Raw genomic sequence first — 26,340 nt, 5'->3', positions numbered from 1 at the left:
ATCAGCTCATACGGGAGAAATGCTCGATGGCTTTGGCAAATTCCGCAATGGTCTTATCGGCATCTCCATGTTCGATGCCGTCACGCACACAGTGGTTCAGATGTCCCTCCAATACGACCTGCCCGACTTTGTGCAGAGCACTTTTGGCGGCATTGATCTGGACCAGGACATCCTCACAGGGGACATCCTCGTCCACCATTTTATCAATGGCCTGGAGCTGACCGATGATTTTTTTCAGCCTGCGGTGTAAATTGGCGGAGTCCATACATTGTTTCATGCGCTTACCTGCTTTCTGTCCGCGAAGATGATTCATTTTATCATAGAAAAAAGAAGGATGTAAAGAGACGGGCTGGCAAAGGACAGGCGGGCATAAAAAATATTTTGGCAAAAAAGAAAAAAACACTTGACGAATGGGCAATTGCGTGGTATCTTAATAACTGTAAATGATAATCATTACTGATTATAAACCACAACTGTTTTGGAGAAATAGAATTTTATTTAGGAGGAACATTTTATGAAGAAGTTTGTTTGCTCTGTCTGCGGTTACGTCCACGAGGGTGAGTCCGCTCCCGACATCTGCCCCATCTGCAAGGCCCCCAAGGAGAAGTTCGTTGAGCAGGCCGGCGAGAAGAGCTGGGCTTCCGAGCACGTGGTGGGCGTGGCTCAGGGCGCTCCCGAGGAGATCATGCAGGGCCTGCGTGAGAACTTCCAGGGCGAGTGCACCGAGGTCGGTATGTACCTGGCTATGGCCCGCGTGGCTCATCGCGAGGGTTACCCCGAGATCGGTCTGTACTGGGAGAAGGCCGCCTATGAGGAGGCTGAGCACGCCGCTAAGTTTGCTGAGCTGCTGGGCGAGGTCGTGACCGCTTCCACCAAGAAGAACCTGGAGATGCGTGTGGACGCCGAGAACGGCGCTACCCAGGGCAAGACCGACCTGGCTAAGCTGGCCAAGCAGCACAACCTGGACGCCATCCATGACACCGTCCACGAGATGGCCCGCGACGAGGCCCGCCACGGCAAGGCTTTCGAGGGCCTGCTGAAGCGTTACTTCGGCTAATCTATGAAGCAAGGGTTCCCCGGTCCAATGGACCGGGGAACTTTTTTGTCGTGGCGGGCCTCGTCACCGAGCGTTTTGGCGAAGCCAAAACCTCGATGCCGGGCGGATTCACTCCGCCCGAGCAGATGAAATCATTGGGGTCCCCATGGGACTTATCTCATGGGGATTGCCCGCCACGGCAAGGCTTTCGAGGGCCTGCTGAAGCGTTACTTCGGCTAATCCAAACCGGATAAATAGGTACTTTTCGAGAGGGAATCGGGAAACCGGTTCCTTCTCTTTTTGCGCTTGTGATGCCGAAGTGTGCAACTTGGTGTGCAACTTTTCCGCTCTTCACACTTTTTTGACATTCACAGGTGCAATTACCAGACTTGCGTCAGGCTGTTAATCTGAAATGTATGTGTGCTCACAGAGACGACGGTAAAATCACAGCTTCCTGTTAAACGGTTGGTATTTCGGTCGCACTCGATGCGATAAGAATGGGTATATTCGCCGCTGAATGTGATATAGTCTCCGATGTTTTCTGTGGTCAATACAATATCCTGACTGGATAGTGTTTGTGGAGGATCTGCTGAGTTCCGCGGTGCACGGATTCCTGTCCTAGAATGGTAAAAAAAGTAAAAACAAAGCGAAAAATACCGTATTTTGAGACTGCGACAATTTACAATACTATATCATGTGGAAAACACGGTGGACAATGTGGACAAGTGCAAAAAACGGGAGACCGCACAAGGCGGTCTCCCGAGAGAGGGTATTTGCTTCAAATAGGAAAATATTAGGATACGATCTCGCCAGTGAGGATGGTTTTGCTGTCCACTTCCAGCGCGCCGTCCCGGACATCCACCGTGAGGGTGTCGCCGGGCAGGACCTGGTCGGCGATGATCTTGCGGCTGATGAGGGTCTCCACCGTATGCTGGAGATAGCGACGCAGGGGACGGGCGCCGTAGATGGGATCGTAGGCGGCGTCAATGATGAACTGCTTGGCCGCGTCGGTGAGGGTGCAGGAGAGCTGCTTCTCGTGCAGACGGTCGTTGAGCTCGTGGACCATCAGGTCGATGATGTGGGTGATGTTGTCCTTGGTGAGGGGCTTATAGAACACGATCTCGTCCAGACGGTTGAGGAACTCCGGCCGGAAGGAGCGCTTGAGCAGCTCGTTGACCTGCTCTTTGGCGGTCTCATTGATCTCGCCGTCGGAGCCGATGCCGTCCAGCAGGTACTGGGAGCCCAGGTTCGAGGTGAGGATGATGATGGTATTTTTGAAATCCACGGTGCGGCCCTGGCTGTCCGTAATGCGACCGTCGTCCAGGACCTGGAGCAGGACGTTGAAGACGTCGGGATGGGCCTTCTCCACCTCATCGAAGAGGATGACGGAGTAGGGCTTACGCCGCACCGCCTCGGTGAGCTGACCGCCCTCCTCATAGCCCACATATCCCGGAGGGGCACCGATGAGGCGGGAGACCGAGAACTTCTCCATATACTCGCTCATGTCGATGCGTACCATGTTCTTCTCGCTGTCAAAGAGGGCCTCGGCCAGGGTCTTGGCCAGCTCGGTTTTACCCACGCCGGTGGGGCCCAGGAAGAGGAAGGAGCCAATGGGACGGTTGGGATCGGCGATGCCGGCCCGGCTTCTCAGGATGGACTCGGAGACCAGACGCACGGCCTCGTCCTGTCCCACCACCCGCTGGTGGAGGATGTCCTCCAGGTGGAGGAGCTTCTCCCGCTCGCCCTCCATGAGCTTGCTGACCGGGATACCGGTCCAGCGCTCGATGATGCGGGCGATCTCTTCCTCTGTGACCTTGTCCCGCAGAAGGGAGGCCTCCCGGCCCTGCTGAGCCACGGCCTCCTCGGCCTCGAGGGCACGGCGGAGCTCGGGGATGCGGCCGTACTGGAGCTGAGCGGCCTTCTCCAGGTCATACTCCCGCTGGGCCTTCTCCAGCTGGGCGTTGGCCTCCTCCAGCTCGGCCCGGAGCTGCTGGACCTTACCGATGGCGTTCTTTTCGTTCTCCCACTGGGCCTTTTTCGCATTGAACTCGTCCCGCATCTCGGCCAGTTCCTTCTGGATCTCCTCCAGATGTTCCCGGGAGAGAGCGTCATCCTCCTTCTTGAGGGCGGCCTCCTCGATCTCGTGCTGGATGATCTTGCGCTGGATCACATCCAGCTCGGTGGGCATGGAGTCGATCTCGGTGCGGATCATGGCGCAGGCCTCGTCGATGAGGTCGATGGCCTTGTCGGGGAGGAAGCGGTCGGTGATATAGCGGTTGGAGAGGGTGGCGGCGGCGATGATGGCGCCGTCCTGGATCTTCACGCCGTGGAAGACCTCGTAGCGCTCCTTCAGGCCGCGGAGGATGGCGATGGTGTCCTCCACCGTGGGCTCGTTGACCAGTACGGGCTGGAAGCGGCGCTCCAGAGCGGCGTCCTTCTCGATATACTGGCGGTACTCGTTGAGGGTGGTTGCGCCGATGCAGTGGAGCTCACCCCGGGCCAGCAGGGGCTTGAGCAGGTTGCCCGCGTCCATGGCGCCCTCGGTCTTGCCGGCGCCCACGATGGTGTGGAGCTCATCGATGAAGAGGATGATGCGTCCCTCGCTCTTCTTGACCTCGTTGAGGACGGCCTTGAGCCGCTCCTCAAACTCGCCGCGGTACTTGGCGCCGGCGATGAGGGAGCCCATGTCCAGAGCGAAGATGGTCTTATCCTTCAGAGAGGTGGGCACATCGCCCTTTACGATCCGCTGGGCCAGCCCCTCGGCGATGGCAGTTTTGCCTACGCCGGGCTCGCCGATGAGGACGGGGTTGTTCTTGCTCTTGCGGGAGAGGATGCGGATCACGTTGCGGATCTCGTCATCCCGGCCGATGACCGGGTCCAGCTTGTTCTGCCGGGCCCGCTCCACCAGGTCGGAGCCGTATTTCTTCAGGGCGTCGTAGGTCTCCTCCGGGTTGTCCGAGGTGACGCGCTGGTTGCCGCGGACGGCCGAGAGGGCCTGCAGGATCCCCTCCTTGGTCACGTTGTAAATGCGGAAAAGCTCCTTCAGAGCGGCGTTGGGGTGCTCCGCCAGCGCCAGGAGCAGATGCTCCACCGAGACATATTCATCTTTCATGGAGGCGGCGATGGACTCGGCGCTATTGAGAGCCTGGTCCACGTCCTGGGCCACATAGACCTTGCCCTGCTCCCGGCCGGAGCCGGTGACACGGGGCAGCTTTTCCACCTCGGCCTTGACCGCGGCGGTGAGAGAGGGGACAGTCAGGCCCATGTGGGTGAGCAGCTGGGGGATCAGACCGTTTTCGGCCAGCAGAAGGGCGAGCAGGATATGGGGCTGCTCGATCTGCTGATTGGCGTATTCGGTGCAGATGGCCTGGGCGTTCTGGATGGCCTCCAGGGATTTCTGGGTATATTTCTGAGCGTTCATAACGCAGTTCACATCCTTTCAAAAGAAACGGTGTTCCATTGGGGTCATTCCCGCCCCAATAGATAATCGGTGGTAACATGATAGTAGTCAGCCAGTACAGCCAGATGGCGCAGGGGCAATTCCCGCTTTCCGGTTTCGTATGTGCTATACACCCGTTGGTCAATCCCGAGCACTTCGGCTACCTGGCGTTGGGTCAAATCAAAATCTTCGCGCAATTCTCGCAGACGTGGTAGATACATGAAGCGTCACCTCATCTGCATTATATGCTACTATCATTTGATAGGGTTGATTCTACTATCAAAAAATAGTAGAATAATAAATGAGGTGATAAATATGAAAACCACGCGTTACTACATGGTGGAGGCGGAGGTATGTGGGACGTGCAAATATTACCACCAGCACTTCGTGCTGGGACGGGGCGAACGCTTTCACCCCCTCTGGTATGGGCACTGCGGCCGACGGGGAATGCCCCATCCCCAGCCGGGCGAGGTCTGCCCCCACTGGACCCCCGCGCTGAAAACGGAAGAGGAGCCGGCCAGTGTGGACTGACCGGCTCCCCGTCTGCGAGGTTTAGTCGATGGCGATGCGCTTGGCCTCGGGCACAACGGGGCGGGCCTTGGGGAGCCGGAGCTCCAAGATGCCGTCCTTATAGGCGGCGGTGATGCCGCTCTCGTCGATGCCGGTCACGTCAAAGCTGCGGGAGAAGGTGCCGTAGCGGCGCTCCCGCCGGATGTACTGGCCCTTCTGCGCCTTGTCCTCCTCACTCTCGCTGCGCTGGGCAGCGATGGTGAGGATGCCATCCTTCAGATCCAGTCGGATGTCCTCTTTGCGGAAGCCGGGCAGCTCGCATTCTAAAATAAAGTGCTCGCCGGCGTCCCGAATGTCGGTGCGGAAGGCGGGCATATTGGCGCCGCTCTCCCCGAAGAATTTGCGCTGGAAATTATCAAAGGTGTCGAAAAAGTTGTCATTTGTGCGCTCAAACGGAAGCATACCAAACATAATGAAGGTCTCCTTTCAGATTTACGGCGGAGAACAGAGATTAGCAATGAAAGAAAAGGACTGCTATTTCAGCGGTTTTCTCTCTGGTCTGAGCCGCTGTGAGGAGGTCCGGAGAACACCGGTTTGCCTTCTCACCTCGTTTTGTTGCCTCTAGTATAGAGCGAGTTTATGAACAAATATACAATAAATTATGTCTAAATTGTAAACTTAGCACTCTGGCGTTAAGAGTGCTAATTCTAGATCCGAAGGAATTCCCGGCGCTTGACGGCCGCACCGGCCAGGGCGGTCAGCAGCTCGGCGGCGGGGAAGGCCAGCCATACGCCGGTCAGTCCGAAGAGCAGGCCGAAGCAGAGGGCCAGCACCACGATCCCCACAAAGCCCCGGAAAAAGGAGAGAAGGGAGGAGGGGAGGGGCCGCTCCGTGGCGCCCAGATAGGATGCGGTGATAAGGTTGAAGCCCACAAAGAGGAATCCGAGGAAGTACAGGTGCATCCCGCCCTCGGCCAGGGACTGGAGGGCCGGGTCCCCGGCGGAGTTGAAGAGGGCCACCAGGGGCGGGGCGGCAAAGAGACCCAGCGCGGTGATTCCCACGCCGAACACGGTGGCCAGGATCAGGGCCATGCGGTAGAGGGTGCGCTGCCGGGGCAGGTCCCCCCGGCCGCAGGCCTGGCTGACCAGGGGCTGGGTTCCGTTGGAGATACCGTTGAAGATACCCAGCATGACGAAGGCCAGATTGGCCACGATGCTGTACGCGGCCACCCCCAGGTTTCCGGCCAGGTGGAGGATCAGGAGATTAAAGACCACGAGCACCACACTGGTGGAGCACTCGTTGAGGAAGGCCGCGCCGCCCAGCGCGGAGAGGGAGAAAAGATGGCGGGGGCGCATGGGCTCACGGACCAGGCGGAAGCGGCTGCGCCCGGTGAGAATGTGGAGGGAGGAGAGGAGCAGACCCACCACCGGGGCCACGCCGGTGGCAAAGGCCGCACCGAAGATCCCCATATCCAGGGGATAGAGGAACACATAGTCCAGCACGATGTTGGTCAGGCTGCCGGTGAGCATGGCCGCCATGGCCAGCTTGGGGTTGCCGTCGTTGCGCACAAAGGCGGTCATGACCTGGTTGAGGATGAAGAAGGGCGCAAAGGAGAGCGCGGTGCGCAGATAGGTGGCGCACATGGGCAGAATATGTCCCTCGGCCCCCAGCAGCGCGGCCAGCGGGCGGGCAAAGAACAGTCCGCACAGGGCAAAGAACAGTCCAAGACCCGCGCCGGTCAGAAAGGCGATGGTAAAGGTGCGGTTGGCCTCCCGCTCCATGCCCTGGGCCTGAAAGATGGAGTAGCGCGCGCCGCCGCCGATCCCCAGCATCATGCCCAGACCGTTGAGAAGCCCGAAGACAGAGATGGCCAGATTGAGGGCGGTGAGTCCGTCGGCCCCCAGACGGCTGGCCACAAAAAAGGTATCGGCCAGAATATAACATGAGAGGCTCAGGGAACCCAGAATATTGAGGGTCACATAGGTGGTGAATTCTCGGTACAGAGCAGATTGTCTCATGGCGGCACATCCTTTGTTCAGAGGAATCGGACCGGGAGGGAGTATCCCGGACACAAAAAAAGCGCCTGCGGCATATCCCTTCAAAGACCTACGGGATATGTACAGGCACTCGGTCTCCAGACATCCGGTGATGCGCTGGAGCGAGGATTGACTTGACGCTGTCCAAGATACCAGATGGAATCCCAAACGTCAAGACTTTTTTGTGGTATTTGCGTTGGGTTTGACTCTTTACGCTCTCCGGAAAAAAGACTATACTATTCCCCATATGTACCACATTTAGAGAAAGGAGAAGGAGAGTATGAGACGGACCAACGACTTGGGACGTGACCCGGTAGGGAAGCTGGTGCTTCGCCTGGCCATTCCCACGATGCTGGCCCAGCTGGTCAACGTGCTTTACAGCATCGTGGACCGGATGTATATCGGAAATATCCCCGACATCGGGGGACTGGCACTGGCAGGGGTGGGTGTATGCGGACCCATCGTGACCCTGCTCAGTTCTTTTGCCAGTCTGGTAGGACTGGGAGGCAGCCCCATCATGGCCATGCGCATGGGAGAGGGCCGGAAAGAAGAGGCCCGGCGCATCCTGAACAACTGCTTTCTCATGCTGCTGGTTCTGTCCCTGGTGCTGACGGTGAGCTTCCTGCTGGCCAAGGACCATCTGCTCATGTGGTTTGGCGCCAGTGAGATCACCTTCCCCTATGCCAACACCTATATGACCATCTATACGGCGGGAACCTTTTTTGCCCTGATGGCCAACGGCATGAACAACTTCCTCATCTGCCAGGGATTTTCCGGGCTGGGCATGGCCACCGTGATGCTGGGCGCGGTGCTCAACATCATTCTGGACCCCATCTTTATCTTTGGCCTGAAAATGGATGTGGCCGGTGCGGCACTGGCCACCGTGATCTCCCAGATGGCCTCCTGTGCCTTTGTGCTGGGGGCTCTGCTGCGCAAACGCATGCCGGTACGCCTGGGGTGGGGCGGCTTTGACGGGGCCATCATGCGGCGGGTGCTGGTCTTTGGACTGTCCCCCTTCCTGATCATCGCCACCGACAGTGTGCTGCTCATCATCCTCAACACGGTCCTCCAGCGCTATGGCGGGCCGGGGCTGGGTGATACGCTGGTGACCTGCGCCACCATTGTGCAGAGCTATCTGCTCCTCATCACCATGCCCATGGGCGGAATGACCCTGGGGACCCAGCCGGTGGTCAGCTTCAACTTCGGGGCGGGTGCCCCCGAGCGGATCAAAAAGGCCATTCAGACCATCGTGATCCTGTGCCTGATCTTCTGCGGTGTGATGATGGTGGTCACCTATACGGTCTCTCCGCTCTTTGTGCGCCTCTTTACCTCAGACGGAGAGATCGCCGCCCGGTCGGTGCGCTACATCAAGATGTTCACCTGTATGATCATCCCTCTGGCGGTACAGTATCCGCTGGTGGACGAGACCACGGCCCTGGGCCGGGTGCGGCGGGCGCTGTTCTGCTCCCTGTTCCGCAAGAGCGTCTTTTTGGCGGGCCTCCTGCTGCTGCCCTATTTCTTTGGGGCGGAGGCCACCTTCTTCTCGGAGCCCATTGCCGATCTGGTGGCGGCCACTGTGACCACGATCCTCTTTGTGCGGGGCTTCCCCCAGGTGCTCCTGGAGTGCACCCATGGCGGAGAGCGGCGTGTCATATAAATCAAACAGCCCGGAGAGTCTTTCAAAGACGCTCCGGGCTGTTGCACGTTCAGGGCATCATCACGCCGGCACGAAGAAGCGGAGGGCGGATCATCTCCCACAGGGGGACGGCTACCGCCACGGCCAGAATGGCGTTGATGGTAGAGGTCAGACACTTGGTAGCCAGGAAGATCAGCATGGGCGAGCCGGGGGAGAGGCTGAACACAAAGGCGCCCATGAGCCAGCTCTTGCAGAAATAGAGGACCACATAGACCAGGGAGCCCACAATGGCGCCGGACAGGTTCCAGCGGAAAGAGAGGCTTTTGCGTCCATGCCAATGGGCGATCAGACCGGTGAAAAAGCCGATGAAAAATTTGTTGATAAAGGTGATCCAGGCCTCGGGGGCGTACATCGGGTTGGTCAGGTCGTAGAGGGCGGAACCGATGGCGCAGGAGAGGCCGCCCACGGGGCCCAGCAGCAGGCCGGAGAGGACGCACATGATGTTGCCCAGCTGGATGGCGGCGTTGTCCACCGAGATGGGGATCAGGATGCGGAAGCCGGAGAAGATGAGCACCAGGGCGGACATGAGGCCGATCAGCACGATTTTATGGGTGGTAAAGCGGGAGCGGGTAGAGATCTTCATAAGCAGACACTCCAATCAAGATAACAGACATGTCCCTCATTATAGCGCGCCGGGCTCCGGGATGCAAGCAGCCCAGAGTCGTGGAGAGGTTCTCCGGCGATGCTTGACGAGGGAAGGATGAAAAGAAAAAATGCTGAAACAGGCGGACTCCATTGACACAGGCCTGTCGATTTAGTAAGATAAAGCGACAGAATTTTTTATTCCAAAGAAATCAGGTGAGTCCACAATGAAGAAGCCCTTTGTCACCCAGGAGCAGCTCCAGAACATTGCCGCGCAGTATCCCACGCCCTTTCATCTCTATGATGAGCGGGGCATCCGAGAAAATGCCCGCCGGCTGAAGGCGGCTTTTTCCTGGAATCCCGGATTCCGGGAGTATTTTGCCGTCAAGGCCACGCCGACGCCCGCCATTCTCAAGCTCCTGCGGGAGGAGGGGTGCGGTGTGGATTGCTCCTCTCTGACCGAGCTGATGATGTCCGAGCGCTGCGGCTTTGGGGGAGAGGAGATCATGTTCTCCTCCAACGATACTCCGCCGGAGGAGTTTTCCATGGCTTACCGCCTGGGAGCCACCATCAATCTGGACGATATTACCCATATCGACTGCCTGAAGGAGACCCTGGGCACCCTGCCCGAGACGGTCAGCTGCCGGTTCAATCCGGGGGGCGTGTTCTCCATCGGGGCCTCCAAGGAGGGGTTCCAGGTCATGGATAACCCGGGTGACGCCAAGTACGGCTTTACCCGGGAGCAGCTCTTCGAGGGCTTCCGCCGGCTGAAGGAGCTGGGGGTGAAGTACTTCGGTATCCACTCTTTCCTGGCCTCCAACACCCTGTCCAACGAGTACTATCCCACCCTGGCAGGTATCCTCTTCCAGCTGGCCGCCGACCTGAAGCGGGAGACCGGATGCCACATCCGCTTCATCAACCTCTCGGGCGGCGTGGGCGTGCCCTACCGCCCGGAGCAGACCGCCAACGACATCTTTGCCATCGGCGAGGGGGTGCGCAGACAGTATGAGTCCATTCTGGTGCCGGCCGGGATGGGGGATGTGGCCATCTTCACCGAGCTGGGCCGATTCATGCTGGCCCCCTACGGCTGCCTGGTGACCCGGGCCATCCACGAAAAGCACACCTACAAGGAGTACATCGGGGTGGACGCCTGCGCCGCTGATCTGATGCGCCCGGCCATGTACGGGGCCTATCACCACATCACCGTCATGGGGAAGGAGGACGCCCCCTGCGACCATATCTATGATGTGACCGGCTGCCTGTGCGAGAACAACGACAAGTTTGCTGTGGACCGCGCTCTGCCCCGGATCGACATGGGGGACCTGCTGGTCATCCACGACACCGGCGCCCACGGACACGCGATGGGCTACAACTACAACGGCCGCCTGCGCTCGGCGGAGATCCTCCTGCGGGAGGACGGCTCTACGGAGCTGATCCGCCGGGCTGAGACGCCGGAGGACTATTTCGCCACCGTGGTGTGGTGAGCAAAAGCCGCCCTCCGTCCCTGCTGCACCGGCAGAGGACGGAGGGCGGCTTTTCCCATTCCGGAAAGAGAACTCAGGAACGGCGGGAGTCTTTGCGCTCCTGCCGCTTTCCGAAGTAAACCGCCAGGAAGATCACGGTGATGATGTTGACCGAGCAGAAGCCCAGCAGGCCCATGAGGAGAAGCTGGGCTCCTGCCTCACCGCCGGCGGAGGACTGGGCGATCAGTACCCCGGCCACGCCCAGAGAAAAGAGGAGGGAGAGGACGGGCAGGATGAGCCCCGGCCACCGGCTGGGGAGCGCGGACAGGACGCTTTGAAGGGCACACAGGGCGGCAAAGCAAGCCGCCAGCAGGACAAAACCCAGGACAAAGGGCAGCATGGAGACACTCCTTTTCACATAAAAACTGGATTGGAGATATTATAATGCCGGAAACAGGGAATTGTCTACCCTTGGAGCGGGAAAGAGGGGGCCCGGACTTGTAAGAATGGCCCGAAAATGGTATAATAATACGACTTTACAGCAACCGATTGAAGGAGAGAAGAGAGTTATGACTTACAAGGAAGAATTTATCACCTTCATGGTGCGCTCCGGCGTGCTGACCTTCGGCGACTTCACCACCAAGTCCGGCCGCAAGACCCCCTATTTCATCAACACCGGCAACTACAAGACCGGCGCTCAGGCCGCCAAGCTGGGCGACTACTACGCCGCCTGCATCCAGGAGAACCTGCCCGAGGGCGTGACCTGCCTCTTCGGGCCCGCCTACAAGGGTATCCCGCTGGCCGTAGCCGCCGCTTCCTCCCTGTACCGCAATTATGACCGGGATCTGCCCTACTGCTTCAACCGCAAGGAGGTCAAGGACCACGGCGAGGGCGGCTCCATGGTGGGCTACAAGCCCCAGGACGGGGACGACGTAGTCATCGTGGAGGACGTGGTCACCGCCGGTACCGCCGTGCGGGAGTCCATCGAGCTTTTCAAGCACGTGGCCAAGGTGAACATGAAGGCCCTCATCGTCTCGGTGGACCGCATGGAGCGGGGCACCAAGGACTGCTCTACTCTGGATGAGCTGCGCCAGGACCATGGCATCGCGGTCTATCCCATCGTCACCGTGCGGGAGATCATTGCCTTCCTGCACAACCGGGAGATCGACGGCAAGGTCTACATTGACGACGCCATGAAGGCCCGCATGGAGGCCTATCTGGCGGAGTACGGCCCCCGGGCGTAATCCATGGGGATCCACGACGGACACCGGCAGCGGCTGAAACGCGAATTTCTGGCACGGCCGGAGTCCTTCCCCGACCACAAGGCGCTGGAACTGCTCCTCTTCTATGCCAATCCCCGGAGCGACACCAATCCGCTGGCCCACGACCTGATCGAGCGTTTCGGTTCCCTCTCGGGGGTACTGGACGCCGCGCCGGAGGAGTTGGAGAAGGTCAAAGGAGTGGGAGAGCACGCCGCTGTGCTCCTCAAATGCGTCAAGGAGCTTTCCGGCCGCTATCTCACCTCCCGGGCCAGTCTGGACGGGATCGTGGAGGACACGCGGACGGCCTGCGCTCTGCTGCGGCCCTACTTCTTCGGGGCCAGGAATGAGCGCGTGTGCGTGCTGTGCATGGACGGCAAGCGCAAGGCGCTGGGTGTGCGGCCGGTGGGGGAGGGCAATGTGAACGCTGTGGAGGTCACCAGCCGCCGCATTGCAGAGGCCGCGCTGGCCCTCAATGCCACGGGGCTGATTCTGGCCCACAACCATGTCTCCGGCCTGGCCTTTCCCTCGACGGAGGACAAGCTCACCACCCGGCAGCTGGCGGAACTGCTGGCCCGGCTGGGGGTGGAGCTGGTGGACCACATCATCTTTACCGATGATGACGCAGTATCCCTGCGGGACAGCGGCTTTTTTGCCGTCATCTGACACTTGAATTAGAACGTGCGTTCTGATACAATGGACGTGCGGCGACCGCGGGGGGATGTGGATGCACGTCGCCCCGCGCCCTTTTTCCGGGGGAGAACACCCGGCAGATCACAAGAGCAAGGAGGAGGAGACATGCCTGATTTTCAGGTGGTATCGGAATACCGGCCCGCGGGCGATCAGCCGGAGGCCATCGAGGCCCTGGCCCGGGGCGTGGAGATGGGCTTGCAGGAGCAGACCCTGCTGGGAGTCACGGGCTCGGGCAAGACCTTCACCATGGCCAAGACCATTGAGCGCATCCAGCGCCCCACCCTGGTCCTGGCCCACAACAAGACCCTGGCCGCCCAGCTCTGCGCCGAGTTCCGGGAGTTTTTTCCCCACAACGCGGTGGAGTATTTTGTCTCCTACTACGACTACTACCAGCCGGAGGCCTATATCCCCCATACCGACACCTATATTGAGAAGGATGCCGCCACCAATGATGAGATTGACCGCCTGCGCCTCTCGGCCACCTGCGCCCTGCTGGAGCGGCGGGACGTGATCGTGGTCTCCTCGGTTTCCTGCATCTACGGCCTGGGCGAGCCGGAGGATTTCGCCAAGATGATGGTCTCCCTACGGGTGGGCAGCACCCTGGAGCGGGACGAGCTCCTCCGGCGTCTGGTGGAGATCCGATATGAGCGCAACGACATCGCCTTTGAGCGCAATATGTTCCGGGTGCGGGGGGATACCGTGGAGATCTTCCCGGCCTACTGGAAGGACACCGCCATCCGGGTGGAGTTCTTTGGGGACGAGATCGACCGCATCAGCGAGATCAATGTGGTCACCGGGGCCGTCATCCGGAACCTGAATCACATCCCCATCTGGCCCGCCACCCACTATGTCACCCCGAAGGAGAAGATGGATGCCGCCATCGGGGAGATCTACCGGGAGCTGGAGGAGCGGCTCAAGTTCTTCCAGGACAACGAGCAGCTGGTGGAGGCCCAGCGCCTCAAGCAGCGGGTGCTCTATGACATCGAGATGATGCAGGAGCTGGGATACTGCTCCGGTATCGAGAACTACTCCCGGGTCATCGAGGGGCGGCCGGTGGGGTCCCCGCCCCATACCCTGCTGGACTATTTTCCCAAGGACTTTGTCCTCTTCATCGACGAGAGCCATGTGACCCTCCCCCAGGTGCGGGCCATGTACAACGGAGACCGGGCCCGTAAGACCACGCTGGTGGACTACGGTTTCCGCCTGCCCTGTGCATTTGATAACCGCCCGTTGAAATTTGAGGAATTTGAACAGAGAGTAAACCAAGTCATCTATGTCTCGGCCACGCCCGGGGAGTATGAGCGCACCCGCTCCGGCCAGATCGTGGAGCAGGTCATCCGGCCCACGGGACTTCTGGATCCCCGGATCGAGGTCCGGCCGGTGGAGGGACAGATCGACGACCTCATCGGCGAGATCAACGAGCGCACCGAGCGAAAGGAGCGGGTGCTGGTCACCACCCTCACCAAGAAGATGGCGGAGGATCTGACCACCTATCTCCAGGGAGCGGGCATCAAGGTGCGCTATATGCACCACGACATCGACACCATGGAGCGCATGGAGATCATCCGGGACCTGCGCCTGGGGACCTTCGACGTGCTGGTGGGCATCAACCTGCTGCGGGAGGGGCTGGACCTGCCCGAGGTGAGTCTGGTGGCCATCCTGGACGCGGACAAGGAGGGCTTCCTACGCTCCGAGACCTCCCTCATCCAGACCATTGGCCGGGCGGCCCGCAACGCCGATGGCCTGGTGGTCATGTATGCCGACACGATTACCCCCTCCATGCGCCGGGCCATCGACGAGACCGAGCGGAGACGGGCCAAGCAGGACGCCTTCAATCAGGCACACGGCATCGTGCCCAAGACCGTCATCAAGTCGGTGCGGGAGCTCATCCGCCTCTCGGAGGAGGAGAAGAAGGACCGGGAGGCCAAGCACGCGGGCAAGATGACCCGAAGCGAGCGGGAGGCCGCCATCAAGAAGCTGGAAAAGGAGATGAAGGAGGCCTCTCAGCGGCTGGAATTCGAGTACGCTGCCGTCCTGCGGGACCGGATCATCGAACTGCGGGGGCAGTCCTGACACCGATCACACCGACCGAACGAGAAAGGGCGTGTTTGTATGAAAAAGAGAATGGAATTCCTCTGTACCACCGCGATCTTCTCTGGTATTCTTCTCCTGCTGTTGGGCATCCTGTTTGCGGCGGTGCTCTCAGGGGACCCGGGCGCGGGCGCCTCGGTGGAAGAACAGGCCGCCGCACTGGGCTGGATGCGGGCCGGACAGGTCAATGCCGTGGTGGGAGCGATTCTCTTTGCCGTGGGTCTGGGCCTGCGGCTGTGGATGGGCCGCCAGCCCCGGCAGCGCCGCCGTCCCCGGGGAACCGGGCGGTCCTGAGAGGGGGGAGCGGGGATGAACCGTTGGAGAGCCCTTACCCCATTCCCGCGGATCATGCTGTGCATTCAGGCCGGGCTGCTGGTGCTCTTCACCATTCTCTATCCGGTTCTGGGGATGCAGCGGGGGATTGACTTCCAGGGGGAATTCCTCCGCCAGGCGGAGCGGGGAGAGGACACCGTTTATACCGGCACGCTGGACGGAAAAACGGTGGAGCTCACCTTCACTCCATCGGGTGCCCTCTTCTACCGCTGGGGAGATGTGGAGTACGGCCCCTATACCTTGACCGAGGACCCTACCGCCATTCCCCCGTCGGAGACCATGGGGCGTGTGACCGGGGTGGAGCTCCGCCTGGATGGGGAGATCCTATTCCGAGGCGGCTACGGCTTGGACGGATTCTATCTGGTGAATGAGGACGGCACCAAGCCGAATAGACTGGAAATAATTGCTAATGGGACGGCCTACGGCTTAGTTGGAAGCCGGCAGACCTATGAAGATGGCCTGTCCATCACCCGGGCCATCAGCCTGCTGCTGGAGGGGCCCTCGGTCCGCAGCCGGGTGCATGGAGAGGGATATTTCCTGGGGACCCTGGTGGTGGTCATCAATGCCGTCGCCATCCTCTTTGCCGATGAGCTCTTCCGCTGGAATCTGCGGTGGTCCATCCGCCACCCGGAACGGGCGGAGCCCTCCGAGTGGGAGCTGTTCAGCCGGGGCTTCAGCTGGGTGGTGCTGACCATTGTAGCTCTGATTGGATATATGATGGGACTGTCCGGCTCAGCGTAGCACTATTTTTCGCAACGAACAAAGGAGAAGCAAACACTATGCTCGACCATATTTTTGTCAAAGGCGCACGGGAAAACAACCTGAAAAACATCGACGTGGACATCCCCCGGGACAAGCTGGTGGTGCTCACCGGCCTCTCGGGCAGCGGCAAGTCCTCCCTGGCCTTTGACACCATCTACGCCGAGGGACAGCGGCGGTATGTGGAGTCCCTCTCCTCCTATGCCCGGATGTTTTTGGGGCAGATGGAGAAGCCCGATGTGGACTACATCGACGGACTCTCCCCCGCCATCTCCATCGACCAGAAGACCACCTCGAAAAACCCCCGCTCCACGGTGGGCACGGTGACCGAGATCTACGACTACCTGCGCCTCCTGTGGGCCCGGGTGGGCACGCCCCACTGCCCCAAGTGCGGCAAGGAGATCATGCAGCAGACCATCGACCAGATCATCGACCAGGTCCTCACGCTGCCCGAGGCCACCCGCATCCAGGTCATGGCCCCTGTGGTGCGGGGGAAGAAGGGCACCCACCAGAAGCTGCTGGAGGACGCCCGCAAGTCGGGCTATGTCCGCTGCCGGGTGGACGGTTCCCTCTATGATCTGAGCGAGACCATCGAGCTGGACAAGAACAAGAAGCACTCCATCGAGATCGTGGTGGACCGCCTGGTCATCAAGAGCGACATCGCCCGCCGCCTCACCGACAGTGTGGAGGTGGCCTCCAATCTGGCGGGGGGACTGGTGGTCATCAACGTGGTGGGGGAGGACCGGGACATCCTCTTCTCCCAGAACTACGCCTGTGAGGACTGCGGCATCTCCATCGAGGAGCTCTCGCCCCGGATGTTCTCCTTCAACAACCCCTACGGGGCCTGTCCCACCTGTACGGGCCTGGGCTCTCAGCGGAAGGTGGACCCGGACCTCATCATCCCCAACAAGGACCTCTCCATCCTGGAGGGGGCCATCACGGCCAGCGGCTGGAACAACATCAAGGGGGACGGCATCTCCCGGATGTACTTTGACGCCCTGGCCAAGCAGTACAAATTCAAACTCTCCACCCCGGTGAAGGATCTGCCCCCCGAGGTGCTGGACGTCATCCTCTACGGCACGAAGGGGGAGAAGCTCAAGCTCACCTATGAGCGGGAGAACGGTAAGGGCACCCTCATGCAGGCCTTTGAGGGCATCTGCAACAATCTGGAGCGGCGCTATCAGGAGACCCAGTCGGACGCGGCCCGGCGGGATCTGGAGGAGTGCATGAGCGACCGGCCCTGTCCCGACTGCGGCGGACGCCGCCTGCGGAAGGAGGCACTGGCTGTCACGGTGGGGGGCATCGACATCGACACCTTCTGCCGCAAGTCGGTGACCGACGCCCTGGACTTTGTGGAGCACCTGGAGCTGAGCGAGCAGAAAATGCGCATTGCCGCGCGGATTCTGAAGGAGATCAAGTCCCGCCTGGGCTTCCTCCAGAGTGTGGGCCTCCAGTACCTGACCCTCTCCCGCTCGGCGGCCACCCTTTCGGGCGGCGAGAGCCAGCGCATCCGCCTGGCCACCCAGATCGGCTCCTCCCTGATGGGGGTGCTCTACATTCTGGACGAGCCCTCCATCGGATTGCACCAGCGGGACAACGACATGCTGCTGGCCACCATGAAGCGCCTGCGGGACCTGGGCAACACCCTTTTGGTGGTGGAGCACGACGAGGACACCATGCGCGCGGCCGACTACATCGTGGACATCGGCCCCGGGGCCGGGGTCCACGGCGGACAGGTGGTGGCGGCGGGCACCGCGGAAGAGGTCATGAACACCCCCGGCTCCATCACCGGAGACTACCTCTCGGGCCGGAAGAAGATCCCGGTCCCCGCCCAGCGGCGAGCGGGCAGCGGACAGTTCCTCACCGTCCGGGGGGCGGCCGAGAACAACCTGCAAAATGTGGATGTCTCCATCCCCCTGGGTACCTTTACCTGTGTCACCGGTGTGTCCGGCTCGGGCAAATCCTCCCTGGTCAATGAGATCCTCTACAAGCGCCTGGCGGCCGACCTGAACCGGGCCAAGACCCGGCCGGGCAAGCACGCGGGCATCGAGGGGGAGGAGTTTTTGGACAAGGTCATCGACATCGACCAGTCCCCCATCGGGCGCACGCCCCGCTCCAACCCGGCCACCTATACCGGACTCTTCAACGATATCCGGGAGCTCTTTGCCTCCACCCAGGACGCCAAGGCCCGGGGCTATGGCCCGGGGCGGTTCTCCTTCAACGTGCGGGGCGGCCGGTGCGAGGCCTGCTCCGGAGACGGCCTCATCAAGATCGAGATGCACTTCCTCCCCGACATCTATGTGCCCTGCGAGGTCTGCAAGGGCAAGCGGTACAACCGGGAGACCCTGGAAGTGAAGTACAAGGGCAAGAACATCCACGAGGTGCTGGAGATGACGGTGGAGGAAGCGCTGGGTTTCTTTGAGAACCTGCCCCGCCTCTACAACAAGATCCAGACCCTCTACGAGGTGGGACTGGGCTACGTGAAGCTGGGCCAGCCCTCCACCACCCTCTCGGGCGGCGAGGCCCAGCGGGTGAAGCTGGCCACCGAGCTTGCCAAACGTTCCACCGGGAAGACCATCTATATCCTGGACGAGCCCACCACGGGCCTCCACACCGCCGATGTGCACAAGCTCATCGAGGTGCTCCAGAAGCTGGTGGATGTGGGCAACACGGTGGTGGTCATCGAGCACAACCTGGACGTGATCAAGACGGCCGACCATGTGATCGACCTGGGGCCCGAGGGCGGCGACGGCGGCGGAACTGTCGTTGTGACCGGCACCCCGGAGGAGGTGGCGGACTGCCCGGCCTCCTACACGGGACGGTACCTGAAACGGATGCTAGAGGGTTAATCCGGGTCCGATCGGAAACTCTCGGCCAGACCCAGGCCGGTGCGCAGACCCAGCAAAAAGGCCTGAAGGGAGAAAAACTCCCGGCTCTTGGCATAGTTCCTCCGGTCCTCCGGGACCAGGTTGGACTCCAGAAGGGAGAGCTCCATCTCATAGCCGCTCCCCAGAACGTGCTCCTCCTGGTAGGGGTAGATGTAGCGGGTGTAGAGCCAGGGCAGAAATTCTTCCATTGAAATCACCTCGAAAAATATTTTAGCATATTCAACGATAATGTCAATATGGATAATTTGAGACAAAATATTGCGATTGATTTTTTGACTGGAGGACGAAGGTGTGGCAACTTCTCAAAATGCAGTAAATAAATATCGCCAGAAGAATTACTATACCTTCTCTGTTTCTGTGCCTGCACAGTACCGGGAGACCATCAAAGCCGCCGCCGCGGCCCGGGGGGTATCGGTGTCCCGGCTGGTGTGCGATCTGCTGGGGAAGGAGCTGGGGCTGGACCTGACGCTGGACGGCATTTTTCCCGGCGGAAAAACGAAAGAGAATTCTTAAACTTTCCTTAAAAAGGTATCTTTTGCATTGACATTTCACCGGGTGGATGGTGTAACATGGTGCTATGGAAAAGTGCCGGGATTCCCACCGGCGCTGGAAAAGGAGGTTTCTGTATGAATCGAATCTGTAAACGTCTGGGCGCGGTGGGCAGCGCTGCGGCTCTTGCGGCCACCCTGGCCGTCCCCGCCCTCGCCGCGGAGAACACCGCCGGCATCGCCGTCCAGCTGGACGGCCAGAATGTGGCCTTCACCGACGCCGCCCCTGTGGCCAAGAGCGGACGCACCTTCCTGCCTTTCCGGGCCGTCTTTGAGGCCATGGGCGTTCAGGTGACCAGTGAGGGAAAGGAGATCACCGCCGTCCGGGGGGACACCACCCTGCATATGACCATCGGTTCTTCCACCGCCACCCTCACGCAGGGGGATAAGACCTCCACCATTTCCATGGATGTGGCGCCCTATGTGGACAGCGCCACCTGGCGGACCTATGTGCCCGTCCGCTTTGCCGCCGAGGCCTTCGGCTGCAACGTGGGCTGGGATCAGGACGACCAGACCATCCTGATCGTGGATGTGGATAAGCTCCTGGGGGATGCCACCTTTACCAAGATGGACCAGTATATCTCCAATCTCTATGAGAAGCAGGCGGAGCAGAACCAGGCCACCGACGGCACCTTCTCCATGGGGCTGACCATGGATTCCAGCCTCACCGGGACCGAGAAGGACGTGGAAATGAAGGTGGACGGCACCGTCACCGGCGTGAGCAGCATGACCGCCGCCCAGCTGGCCATGGAGATGGACCTCTCCGACCTGGCTACCCTGATCGCCTCTGACCCCGCCGCCATGGCTGCGGAGCAGCTGGCCGAGCTGAAAAATTCCCTGGCCAAGACCGAGCTGGAACTGCGCATGGATCTGGAGACCGGCATGTACTACATCTACGCCCCCATCCTGGCGCAGCAGAACGGCGGCAGCGGCTGGTACTCCATGGATCTGAACAACCTCTTCCAGATGAGCGGCATGGACCTGTCCCAGCTGATGGGCCTGTACAAGGACTTCAGCCTGGAGGACACCCTGCGCTCCACCCTGGCGTCCATGCCTCTCAGCGACCGTGACACCGCCTATTCCATGCTGACCATGAGCGCGGACAGCTATGTGAAGCTCTTCAGCGACGGCGCCCTCAAAAAGGACGGCGATACCTACAAGGCCACCTACACCCTGAATGAGGGCGGCGTGGAAAACATCACCTACACCACCGTGCTTACCGAGCGGGATGGGGAGATCGTCTCCATGCAGGTGGACATGGCGGTCGCGGCCAGCGCCGAGGGCGTGAATCTGTCCACCACCGCTAAGATCTATGCCGACAGCACCAAGAGCACCATCGACATGAAGATGGATCTGCCCGGTATGATGAACCTGACCCTCCAGATGGACCTGGGCTACAAGCCCACCGACAAGGAGCCTGAGACCGGTCTGCCCGCCGGCGTCACCGCCACGCACCTGGATATGGGAATGACGGTCATGCCCTAACGGGATCGGAGCGACTCTGACCTGTTTCAATACGCTGCGGCCCCCCGCTTCGGCGGGGGGCCTTTTGCACATGCGGTGGGAAAACAGTTCTGTTTTCTTTTGACCGAATATGTTACAATCATAGAGATAGAAACCGGACAGATCCGGTTTCAAACGAATGAATCGGAGGATTTTAAGATTGGATCTTATGTCGTGGCTTACCGGGAACCAGGCGGGTGAGGTGGTCTTTACCATGCTGGTGTCCATGCTGCCCATCATCGAACTGCGGGGCGGCATCCCCTTCGGCGTGGCCCTGGGACTGAATCCCTGGGTGGCCTTTGTGGCCAGTGTGGTGGGCAATCTGCTCCCGCTCCCCTTTATCGTGGTCTATATCCGGCGGATCTTTCAGTGGATGCGCCGTCATATGCCGCGGCTCAACGCCCTGGTGGACAAAATGGAGAAAAAGGCCCACCTGAAGGGCCGGAAGGTGACCCGGTACAAATATCTGGGTTTGATGATCTTTGTGGCCATTCCCCTGCCGGGGACCGGCGGGTGGACCGGCGCGCTGGCCGCCGCTTTCCTGAACATGCCCCTGCGCAAGGCCATGCCCGCCATGACCGCCGGGGTGTTCATCGCGGGATTTTTGGTGACCTTCCTCACGTATGTGGTGAAGATGACCATGATCTGAACCATTTTTCCATTTCCGCATAGGATGCTCTGGAGGTGAGCGGGAATGGAATCTTTTCTGCAGGCGATGGTGGCCCTTCTGGCCGCCACGGGACTTTTGGCTCTGGCATGGCTGTGCTTCGGCAAGCTGCTCCTGCCGGTGAGCGGCGGAGCAGGGGGCGGGGCAGTCTACGCGGTGCTGCCCGTCCAGGGAGAGGCCGAGACGCTGGAGCACGATGTGCGGGGCCTGTGCTGGCTCCGGGGTGGGCAGGCCGCCCGGTTTACCATCATCATCGCCGACGCGGGACTCACGCCCCAGGGCCGCGCGGTGGCCCTTGCTCTGATGGGAGAGCAGGGAGGAATGGTGCTCTGTCCGCTGGAGCGGCTGGGGGAATACCTCCGCCAGCCGTGAGCGGCCGATGAGATTGAGACAAAAGGGTGATTCCGGTGGAACAGGTGGAAGAACAGCTCCTGATCGAGGGGACGGTGGATGCGGTCATCTACCAGAATGAAGAAAATGGATATACGGTCCTCCGGGTCGACGCCGGAGAGCAGGGCGGCATCACCGTGGTGGGCTGTATGCCCGCCATCGCCCCGGGAGAGAGTCTCTCGGTCCAGGGCCGGTGGATGCGCCACGCCTCCTACGGCGAGCAGTTCAAGGCCGAGGTCATCCAGCGCCGCCTGCCCGCCGGGGAGAAGGCCATCTTCGAGTATCTGGCCTCCGGCGCGGTCAAGGGCATCGGCGCAGCCACCGCCCGGCGCATGGTGGAGGAGTTCGGAGAGGACGCCCTCACGGTCCTGGAGGAGCAGCCCGAGCGCCTGACCCAGATCAAGGGGATCACCCGCAAGCGGGCACTCGCCATGGGGGAGGCCTTCCGGCTCCAGATGGGGATGCGCCGCCTGCTGGACTTCCTGGGGGAGCACGGCGTGGCCCTCCAGCTGGCCATGCCCCTCTACCGGCGGTACGGGGACCGGGCCCTGGAGGTCATCCGGGGCAACCCCTACCTGCTGGTGGACGAGGAGCTGGGGGTGGAGTTTGCCGTGGCCGACCAGCTGGCCCTGGAGATGGGCATGGACGGGGAGGACCCCCAGCGCATCGAGGCCGGGCTCCTCTTCGAGCTCTCCCACAATCTGATGAACGGGCACACCTTTCTGCCCCGGAAAAAGCTGCTCCTGGCCACTGCCCAGCTCATCGGGGTGGAGGCCGAGAGCCTGGAGGACGGGCTGGAGGCCCTCCTCGAGCGGGGTGAGGTGGTGCAGGAGGAGGTGGCCGGGGAGACCGCCTGCTACCTCGCCGAGCTCCAGGAGGCGGAGGAGTATGTCTCGGCCCGGATGACCGAGATGGCCTGGCAGGAGCTGCTGCCCCCCGACGGTCTGGAGGAGATTTTGGAGCAGATCCAGCGGGAACAGGGCATTACATATGCCCCCCAGCAGCGGGAGGCGGTGCTTCTGGCGGCCCGGCGGCAGGTGATGCTCCTCACCGGCGGCCCGGGCACCGGAAAGACCACCTCCCTGCGGGGAGTGCTGGCCCTCTTTGACGCCCTGGGGCTGGAGACCGCCCTGGCCGCCCCCACCGGCCGGGCGGCCAAGCGCCTGGGGGACCTGTGCGGGGTGGAGGCGGCCACCATCCACCGCCTGCTGGAGACCCAGTTCGATCCCGGCACCGGGCGGCTGGTCTTTGCCCACGACGAGAGCGAACCCCTGCGGGCTGACGCCGTCATCGTGGATGAGACCTCCATGGTGGACATCGCCCTTATGCGGGCGCTGCTCTCCGCCCTGCGGAGCGACTGCCGCCTGGTGCTGGTGGGAGACCCGGACCAGCTGCCCAGCGTGGGGCCGGGAAACCTCTTCTCCGACCTCATCCGCAGCGGGGCCATCCCCACGGTGCGCCTCACCGAGATCTTCCGGCAGGCCGCCCAGAGCGGCATCGTCATGAACGCCCACGGGGTCAACCGGGGGGAGCTCCCCGACCTGCGCAACCGGAGCTCCGACTTTTTCTTTCTGCGCCGGAAGGAGCCTGCCCGGCTGGCCGACACGGTGGTGGAGCTGATCTCCCACCGTCTGCCCGAGAACATGGGTATCCCGCCCGAGCAGATCCAGGTGCTCTGTCCCACCCGCAAGACGGTGGCGGGGACGGCCTCCCTCAACCGGGCCATTCAGGAGGCCATCAACCCGGCTGTCCCCGGCAAGGGCGAGCGGCGCTTCGGGGAGTATATCTTCCGGGAGGGAGACCGGGTCATGCAGGTGCGCAACAATTACGACCTGATGTGGAAGGACCGGGATTCCCTCACCTCCGGCATGGGGGTGTTCAACGGGGACATCGGACAGATTCTGGAGGTGGACAACCGCAACGAGCTCATCACGGTGGATTTTGAAGGCCGCATCGTGGAGTATTCCCCCGATATGCTGGGGGAGCTGGAGCCCGCCTATGCCGTCACCGTCCACAAGGCCCAGGGCAGCGAGTACCGGGCGGTGATCCTGGCGGTGAGCAAGGCCACGCCGCTCCTGCTCACCCGGGGGGTGCTCTACACCGCCATCACCCGGGCCAGAGAGCTGCTGGTGCTGGTGGGGGACGAGGAGGCGGTGGCCCAGATGACCGCCAACAACCGTCAGCAGCGGCGCTATTCCGGCCTGCGCTGGCGTCTGGCCCAGAATAATGGATAGGAAACGGATACCCAAAACTATTTTGTGCGTGCAATTGCACGCATTATAAAATAATTTGCGTTCATTTGCATACTATAAAGATAGAATGCGTGCAGTATGCACGGAATGGAGTCTTTATTTGAGTATGCAGGAAAAAGAAATCAAGCACATTGGTCTGCGAGTTGGTCTGGAGACACATCAGAAGCTGCGCTATATCGCCAATTATGAGGGCCGTACCATCAATGGACAGGCCCACTACCTAATTCAGAAATGTATTCGCGAGTTTGAAAAGGAGCACGGCCCCATCCGGCCGGAGGACCTGGATTGAGCCGGTGGAGGCAGGTCCTTCTGGATCTCCTCTTTCCGCCCCGCTGCGTCTTCTGCGGCAGGCTGCTGGAAGAAGGGGAGGGCATCTGTCCCCAGTGCGTCCGGGCGCTGCCCTATACCCACGGGACGGGGGCGGAGCAGCGGGGCGAGGGGATCACCCTGGCGGTCTCGCCCCTCCGGTACGAGGGGGAGGTGCGCCAGTCCATCCGCCGCTACAAGTTCGAGGGACGCAGATGGTATGCCCGGACCTATGGCGGGCTGATGGCCGCGTGCGTCCGGGAGCATCTGGACGGGCGCTTTGACGCGCTGACCTGGGTGCCCCTGTCCCAGCGCCGCCGGAAGGAACGGGGCTACGACCAGGCCCTCCTCCTGGCCCAGGCCGTGGGGGAACACCTGGGGATGGAGCCGGAGGAAGTCCTGTGCAAGGTACGCCACACCCAGGCCCAGTCCGGCCTCTCCGATGGGGAGGAGCGGCGGGCGAATGTGCGGGATGCCTACCGGTGCATCCGGCCCGAACGGGTGGCCGGGCGGCGTTTTCTGCTGGTGGACGACGTGATCACCACCGGCTCCACACTGGCCGCCTGCGCGGCGGTATTGCGCCAGGCGGGTGCGGCCGATGTGGTCTGCGTCACGGCGGCCCGTGCCCATTGACGGAAGAGTGGTTGAAATATCCGAAAAACTTATGAAAAATCCTGTTGAAATACGGGGGAAATGTCTTTATAATGTTAGACAGACTTTAAATAGGTGATTTAGGAATGGAATTTTGGGCAAACTTAAAAGAAAAGTTCAAGAGACTTCGAGGTGTGGGTATGTTCAGCAAGGATATCGGCATTGATTTGGGTACTGCGTCTATTCTGGTGTATGTGGCCGGCAAGGGCGTTGTGCTCCGCGAGCCCTCTGTGGTGGCCCTGCACAAGGACACCGGCAAGCTGCTCAAGGTGGGCACCGAGGCTCAGCAGATGCTGGGCAAGACCCCTGGCAACATTGTTGCCATCCGTCCCCTGCGGGAGGGCGTCATCTCCGACTATGATATGACCGAGCGGATGCTCAAGGAGTTTATCCGTAAGGTGACCTCCTTCCGGCTCTTCAAGCCCCGTATCGTCATCTGCGTACCCTCCGGCATCACCGAGGTGGAGGAGCGCGCCGTCATCGACGCGGGCATCCAGGCCGGCGCCCGCCGGGTCTACCTCATTGAGGAGCCGGTGGCTGCCGCCATTGGCGCGGGCATCGACATCACCCGTCCCGACGGCCATATGATCGTGGACATCGGCGGCGGTACCTCTGATATCGCCGTCATCTCCCTGAGCGGCATCGTGGAGTCCACCTCCATCAAGATCGCCGGCGATCAGTTTGACGAGGCCATCATCAAGTATATCCGCCGCAAGCACAACGTCCTCATCGGCGAGCGCACCGCGGAGGAGCTGAAGATGAAGATCGGCTGTGTGTTCCCCCGTCCCGAGGAGCAGTCTATCGAGATCAAGGGCCGCTGCCTGATGACCGGCCTGCCGAGAGTGTTCACCGTCACCTCCAGCGAGATGATCGAGGCCTTTGAGGAGCCCGCCACCCGCATTCTGGAGGCCATCCACGGTGTGCTGGAGCGCACGCCCCCCGAGCTGGTGGCCGACATCGCCACCAACGGCATCGTCATGACCGGCGGCGGAAGCCTGCTGTGGGGCTTTGACAAGCTGATCGAGTCCCACACCGGCATCGAGACCTATGTGGCGGACGACGCCATCTCCTGCGTGGCCTACGGCACCGGCAAGAGCCTGGAGACCATCGGCGACATGCAGGACGGCACCATCAACCTGTCCCGCCGCAAGCAGATGAACTAAAACTGACCAGAAAGGGCGCCGTACAGGGGTATGGCGTCCTTTTTGCCCTTTCAACACATACCGTCCAGATCAAAG

26 protein-coding genes are annotated in these 26,340 nt (G+C 61.0%); 18 read left to right on the top strand and 8 right to left on the bottom strand.

The features are described 5' to 3' along the window. Nucleotide 1 precedes the first annotated feature (1 nt). Complete coding sequence (locus I2C21_RS03400; protein ID WP_101693914.1) at nucleotides 2–277, bottom strand: metal-sensing transcriptional repressor; 276 nt, start codon at nucleotides 275–277, stop codon at nucleotides 2–4. A 237-nt stretch (nucleotides 278–514) separates the two neighbouring features. Between I2C21_RS03400 and I2C21_RS03395 the strand changes: the two genes are divergently transcribed. After that, nucleotides 515–1,057, top strand: a complete 543-nt coding sequence (locus I2C21_RS03395; protein ID WP_101693913.1) for an NADH peroxidase — start codon at nucleotides 515–517, stop codon at nucleotides 1,055–1,057. Nucleotides 1,058–1,829: 772 nt separating this feature from the next. Here I2C21_RS03395 and clpB read toward each other — a convergent pair. Continuing rightward, nucleotides 1,830–4,457 carry an ATP-dependent chaperone ClpB gene (clpB, locus tag I2C21_RS03390; protein WP_101693896.1) on the bottom strand — a complete coding sequence of 876 codons (2,628 nt, stop codon included), beginning with the start codon at nucleotides 4,455–4,457 and terminating at the stop codon, nucleotides 1,830–1,832. A 44-nt stretch (nucleotides 4,458–4,501) separates the two neighbouring features. Further along, nucleotides 4,502–4,696 carry a helix-turn-helix domain-containing protein gene (locus I2C21_RS03385; protein WP_101693895.1) on the bottom strand — a complete coding sequence of 65 codons (195 nt, stop codon included), beginning with the start codon at nucleotides 4,694–4,696 and terminating at the stop codon, nucleotides 4,502–4,504. A gap of 94 nt (nucleotides 4,697–4,790) precedes the next feature. On the opposite strand from I2C21_RS03385, the gene I2C21_RS03380 reads away from it, so the two are divergent. After that, entirely contained in the window at nucleotides 4,791–5,006 is a 216-nt protein-coding gene (locus I2C21_RS03380; protein ID WP_193536174.1) for a hypothetical protein, read from the top strand. Nucleotides 5,007–5,027: 21 nt separating this feature from the next. On the opposite strand, the gene I2C21_RS03375 is transcribed toward I2C21_RS03380, so the two are convergent. Then, nucleotides 5,028–5,456, bottom strand: coding sequence for an Hsp20/alpha crystallin family protein (locus I2C21_RS03375; protein WP_101693893.1), 429 nt, complete (start codon nucleotides 5,454–5,456; stop codon nucleotides 5,028–5,030). Between the two features lie 236 nt (nucleotides 5,457–5,692). Further along, nucleotides 5,693–7,003 carry an MATE family efflux transporter gene (locus I2C21_RS03370; protein WP_195278474.1) on the bottom strand — a complete coding sequence of 437 codons (1,311 nt, stop codon included), beginning with the start codon at nucleotides 7,001–7,003 and terminating at the stop codon, nucleotides 5,693–5,695. A gap of 298 nt (nucleotides 7,004–7,301) precedes the next feature. On the opposite strand from I2C21_RS03370, the gene I2C21_RS03365 reads away from it, so the two are divergent. Further along, nucleotides 7,302–8,678: an MATE family efflux transporter gene (locus I2C21_RS03365; RefSeq protein WP_101693891.1), complete on the top strand. Its 1,377-nt coding sequence runs from the start codon at nucleotides 7,302–7,304 to the stop codon at nucleotides 8,676–8,678. Nucleotides 8,679–8,727: 49 nt separating this feature from the next. Here the strand turns inward: I2C21_RS03365 and I2C21_RS03360 are convergent, their stop codons facing one another. After that, the gene (locus tag I2C21_RS03360) at nucleotides 8,728–9,300 is read right to left on the bottom strand and encodes an ECF transporter S component (protein WP_101693890.1); all 573 of its coding nucleotides are present in this window, start codon (nucleotides 9,298–9,300) and stop codon (nucleotides 8,728–8,730) included. Nucleotides 9,301–9,526: 226 nt separating this feature from the next. Here I2C21_RS03360 and I2C21_RS03355 point away from each other — a divergent pair, with 226 nt between their 5' ends. Then, nucleotides 9,527–10,783: a diaminopimelate decarboxylase gene (locus I2C21_RS03355; protein ID WP_195278473.1), complete on the top strand. Its 1,257-nt coding sequence runs from the start codon at nucleotides 9,527–9,529 to the stop codon at nucleotides 10,781–10,783. Nucleotides 10,784–10,856: 73 nt separating this feature from the next. On the opposite strand, the gene I2C21_RS03350 is transcribed toward I2C21_RS03355, so the two are convergent. Then, on the bottom strand, nucleotides 10,857–11,162 hold the full coding sequence (locus I2C21_RS03350) for a hypothetical protein (protein WP_193536180.1): 306 nt from the start codon (nucleotides 11,160–11,162) through the stop codon (nucleotides 10,857–10,859). Nucleotides 11,163–11,331: 169 nt separating this feature from the next. On the opposite strand from I2C21_RS03350, the gene pyrE reads away from it, so the two are divergent. From pyrE to uvrA, 6 genes are all read left to right on the top strand, one after another. Further along, nucleotides 11,332–12,006, top strand: coding sequence for an orotate phosphoribosyltransferase (gene pyrE / locus I2C21_RS03345; RefSeq protein WP_101693887.1), 675 nt, complete (start codon nucleotides 11,332–11,334; stop codon nucleotides 12,004–12,006). 3 nt (nucleotides 12,007–12,009) lie between these two features. Continuing rightward, nucleotides 12,010–12,687, top strand: a complete 678-nt coding sequence (locus I2C21_RS03340) for a JAB domain-containing protein (protein ID WP_101693886.1) — start codon at nucleotides 12,010–12,012, stop codon at nucleotides 12,685–12,687. A 132-nt stretch (nucleotides 12,688–12,819) separates the two neighbouring features. Beyond that, nucleotides 12,820–14,787, top strand: a complete 1,968-nt coding sequence (gene uvrB / locus I2C21_RS03335; protein WP_193536186.1) for an excinuclease ABC subunit UvrB — start codon at nucleotides 12,820–12,822, stop codon at nucleotides 14,785–14,787. Between the two features lie 39 nt (nucleotides 14,788–14,826). Then, the gene (locus I2C21_RS03330) at nucleotides 14,827–15,099 is read left to right on the top strand and encodes a hypothetical protein (RefSeq protein WP_101693884.1); all 273 of its coding nucleotides are present in this window, start codon (nucleotides 14,827–14,829) and stop codon (nucleotides 15,097–15,099) included. A gap of 15 nt (nucleotides 15,100–15,114) precedes the next feature. Then, nucleotides 15,115–15,879, top strand: a complete 765-nt coding sequence (locus tag I2C21_RS03325; RefSeq protein ID WP_195278472.1) for a hypothetical protein — start codon at nucleotides 15,115–15,117, stop codon at nucleotides 15,877–15,879. Nucleotides 15,880–15,917: 38 nt separating this feature from the next. Next, entirely contained in the window at nucleotides 15,918–18,746 is a 2,829-nt protein-coding gene (gene uvrA, locus I2C21_RS03320) for an excinuclease ABC subunit UvrA (RefSeq protein WP_195278471.1), read from the top strand. On the opposite strand, the gene I2C21_RS03315 is transcribed toward uvrA, so the two are convergent. Beyond that, entirely contained in the window at nucleotides 18,743–18,973 is a 231-nt protein-coding gene (locus I2C21_RS03315) for a hypothetical protein (protein ID WP_101693881.1), read from the bottom strand. The genes uvrA and I2C21_RS03315 overlap by 4 nt on opposite strands. Before the next feature lie 103 nt (nucleotides 18,974–19,076). Between I2C21_RS03315 and I2C21_RS03310 the strand changes: the two genes are divergently transcribed. From I2C21_RS03310 to I2C21_RS03275, 8 genes are all read left to right on the top strand, one after another. Beyond that, nucleotides 19,077–19,298, top strand: a complete 222-nt coding sequence (locus tag I2C21_RS03310) for a hypothetical protein (RefSeq protein ID WP_186962931.1) — start codon at nucleotides 19,077–19,079, stop codon at nucleotides 19,296–19,298. A gap of 113 nt (nucleotides 19,299–19,411) precedes the next feature. Further along, a complete protein-coding gene (locus I2C21_RS03305) occupies nucleotides 19,412–20,818 on the top strand; it encodes a copper amine oxidase N-terminal domain-containing protein (RefSeq protein WP_195278470.1) in 1,407 nt (468 codons plus the stop codon). Nucleotides 20,819–21,005: 187 nt separating this feature from the next. Beyond that, entirely contained in the window at nucleotides 21,006–21,485 is a 480-nt protein-coding gene (locus I2C21_RS03300) for a COG2426 family protein (protein WP_101694026.1), read from the top strand. Nucleotides 21,486–21,530: 45 nt separating this feature from the next. Continuing rightward, entirely contained in the window at nucleotides 21,531–21,875 is a 345-nt protein-coding gene (locus I2C21_RS03295; protein WP_195278469.1) for a hypothetical protein, read from the top strand. Between the two features lie 35 nt (nucleotides 21,876–21,910). Continuing rightward, nucleotides 21,911–24,127, top strand: a complete 2,217-nt coding sequence (recD2, locus tag I2C21_RS03290; protein WP_195278468.1) for an SF1B family DNA helicase RecD2 — start codon at nucleotides 21,911–21,913, stop codon at nucleotides 24,125–24,127. Between the two features lie 124 nt (nucleotides 24,128–24,251). Continuing rightward, the gene (locus I2C21_RS03285; protein WP_193536198.1) at nucleotides 24,252–24,434 is read left to right on the top strand and encodes a type II toxin-antitoxin system antitoxin; all 183 of its coding nucleotides are present in this window, start codon (nucleotides 24,252–24,254) and stop codon (nucleotides 24,432–24,434) included. Then, nucleotides 24,431–25,084: a ComF family protein gene (locus tag I2C21_RS03280; RefSeq protein WP_195278467.1), complete on the top strand. Its 654-nt coding sequence runs from the start codon at nucleotides 24,431–24,433 to the stop codon at nucleotides 25,082–25,084. The genes I2C21_RS03285 and I2C21_RS03280 overlap by 4 nt, the downstream gene beginning before the upstream one ends. A gap of 158 nt (nucleotides 25,085–25,242) precedes the next feature. Next, complete coding sequence (locus tag I2C21_RS03275) at nucleotides 25,243–26,265, top strand: rod shape-determining protein (protein WP_101693875.1); 1,023 nt, start codon at nucleotides 25,243–25,245, stop codon at nucleotides 26,263–26,265. Nucleotides 26,266–26,340: the final 75 nt, after the last annotated feature.

Source organism: Clostridium sp. J1101437_171009_A5 (assembly GCF_015547905.1).
In the GTDB taxonomy this organism is placed as follows: domain Bacteria; phylum Bacillota; class Clostridia; order Oscillospirales; family Oscillospiraceae; genus Pseudoflavonifractor_A; species Pseudoflavonifractor_A gallinarum.
This window is presented reverse-complemented; position numbering and strand designations above follow the sequence as displayed.

Excerpts from the sequence above, each read along its gene's own strand:
- I2C21_RS03400 (WP_101693914.1), bottom strand. The coding sequence starts at position 277 with ATGAAACAATGTATGGACTCCGCCAATTTACACCGCAGGCTGAAAAAA.
- I2C21_RS03395 (WP_101693913.1), top strand. The coding sequence starts at position 515 with ATGAAGAAGTTTGTTTGCTCTGTCTGCGGTTACGTCCACGAGGGTGAG.
- clpB (WP_101693896.1), bottom strand. The coding sequence starts at position 4,457 with ATGAACGCTCAGAAATATACCCAGAAATCCCTGGAGGCCATCCAGAAC.
- I2C21_RS03385 (WP_101693895.1), bottom strand. The coding sequence starts at position 4,696 with ATGTATCTACCACGTCTGCGAGAATTGCGCGAAGATTTTGATTTGACC.
- I2C21_RS03380 (WP_193536174.1), top strand. The coding sequence starts at position 4,791 with ATGAAAACCACGCGTTACTACATGGTGGAGGCGGAGGTATGTGGGACG.
- I2C21_RS03375 (WP_101693893.1), bottom strand. The coding sequence starts at position 5,456 with ATGTTTGGTATGCTTCCGTTTGAGCGCACAAATGACAACTTTTTCGAC.
- I2C21_RS03370 (WP_195278474.1), bottom strand. The coding sequence starts at position 7,003 with ATGAGACAATCTGCTCTGTACCGAGAATTCACCACCTATGTGACCCTC.
- I2C21_RS03365 (WP_101693891.1), top strand. The coding sequence starts at position 7,302 with ATGAGACGGACCAACGACTTGGGACGTGACCCGGTAGGGAAGCTGGTG.
- I2C21_RS03360 (WP_101693890.1), bottom strand. The coding sequence starts at position 9,300 with ATGAAGATCTCTACCCGCTCCCGCTTTACCACCCATAAAATCGTGCTG.
- I2C21_RS03355 (WP_195278473.1), top strand. The coding sequence starts at position 9,527 with ATGAAGAAGCCCTTTGTCACCCAGGAGCAGCTCCAGAACATTGCCGCG.
- I2C21_RS03350 (WP_193536180.1), bottom strand. The coding sequence starts at position 11,162 with ATGCTGCCCTTTGTCCTGGGTTTTGTCCTGCTGGCGGCTTGCTTTGCC.
- pyrE (WP_101693887.1), top strand. The coding sequence starts at position 11,332 with ATGACTTACAAGGAAGAATTTATCACCTTCATGGTGCGCTCCGGCGTG.
- I2C21_RS03340 (WP_101693886.1), top strand. The coding sequence starts at position 12,010 with ATGGGGATCCACGACGGACACCGGCAGCGGCTGAAACGCGAATTTCTG.
- uvrB (WP_193536186.1), top strand. The coding sequence starts at position 12,820 with ATGCCTGATTTTCAGGTGGTATCGGAATACCGGCCCGCGGGCGATCAG.
- I2C21_RS03330 (WP_101693884.1), top strand. The coding sequence starts at position 14,827 with ATGAAAAAGAGAATGGAATTCCTCTGTACCACCGCGATCTTCTCTGGT.
- I2C21_RS03325 (WP_195278472.1), top strand. The coding sequence starts at position 15,115 with ATGAACCGTTGGAGAGCCCTTACCCCATTCCCGCGGATCATGCTGTGC.
- uvrA (WP_195278471.1), top strand. The coding sequence starts at position 15,918 with ATGCTCGACCATATTTTTGTCAAAGGCGCACGGGAAAACAACCTGAAA.
- I2C21_RS03315 (WP_101693881.1), bottom strand. The coding sequence starts at position 18,973 with ATGGAAGAATTTCTGCCCTGGCTCTACACCCGCTACATCTACCCCTAC.
- I2C21_RS03305 (WP_195278470.1), top strand. The coding sequence starts at position 19,412 with ATGAATCGAATCTGTAAACGTCTGGGCGCGGTGGGCAGCGCTGCGGCT.
- I2C21_RS03300 (WP_101694026.1), top strand. The coding sequence starts at position 21,006 with ATGTCGTGGCTTACCGGGAACCAGGCGGGTGAGGTGGTCTTTACCATG.
- I2C21_RS03295 (WP_195278469.1), top strand. The coding sequence starts at position 21,531 with ATGGAATCTTTTCTGCAGGCGATGGTGGCCCTTCTGGCCGCCACGGGA.
- I2C21_RS03285 (WP_193536198.1), top strand. The coding sequence starts at position 24,252 with ATGCAGGAAAAAGAAATCAAGCACATTGGTCTGCGAGTTGGTCTGGAG.
- I2C21_RS03275 (WP_101693875.1), top strand. The coding sequence starts at position 25,243 with ATGTTCAGCAAGGATATCGGCATTGATTTGGGTACTGCGTCTATTCTG.